Here is a 566-nt window from a genome sequence, read left to right on the forward strand (position 1 = left end):
GGAGGATGACCATGGATAAGATGGACAAGCCCCGCATCTGTGAAGTGCTGGGGGTAGAGGTTGGAGAGGTCTTTACCATCAAGGGCTATCCCAACCGGAACTATCGGTATGCCATCGTTCACACGGACAGGAAGTTACACAACTACCTGGAAGAGCCATGCCAGACGACAGGGACAAGGATCGGGAACAAAATCGGAGCCAATGCCTTGTACTGGCTTTTGGACCACCCGGAGAGCATCATCCGCCAACCCCGCTTCACCGAGGAGGAGGTGGCGGTTCTGCGGCACATGGCATCTGCCGGCATCGTCTCCATCGAGAAGAAAAGCGACACGCATCTCTATTGGGATTGCAATAATATGGGCGGCGTGATGGTTGTCCCTCCACATTTCCTTCCCAATCTCCGCCCCGGCCAGTCCGTCCGGCCCCAATTAAGGGGCGGCCTTGGCCTCGTCGACGATCTCCTGGAGGACATGGATCAGGTCGTTGAGATTGCTGAGGGTGACGTCACGGGCAAGGATCTCGTTTTTCAGATCGATGGGCAGGGATTCGAACTTGGGCCGCAGAGC

The 566-nt window shown here is 56.7% G+C and carries 1 protein-coding gene; it reads left to right on the forward strand.

The genetic code is table 11. From position 1 onward, the window contains the following. Nucleotides 1-11: 11 nt before the first annotated feature. Nucleotides 12-566 (forward strand): hypothetical protein (locus tag AAEU42_RS14545; RefSeq protein WP_342234279.1); only part of this gene is annotated, 555 nt, incomplete at its 3' end.

The organism is Pseudoflavonifractor phocaeensis, assembly GCF_038439875.1.
Classification (GTDB): domain Bacteria; phylum Bacillota; class Clostridia; order Oscillospirales; family Oscillospiraceae; genus Vermiculatibacterium.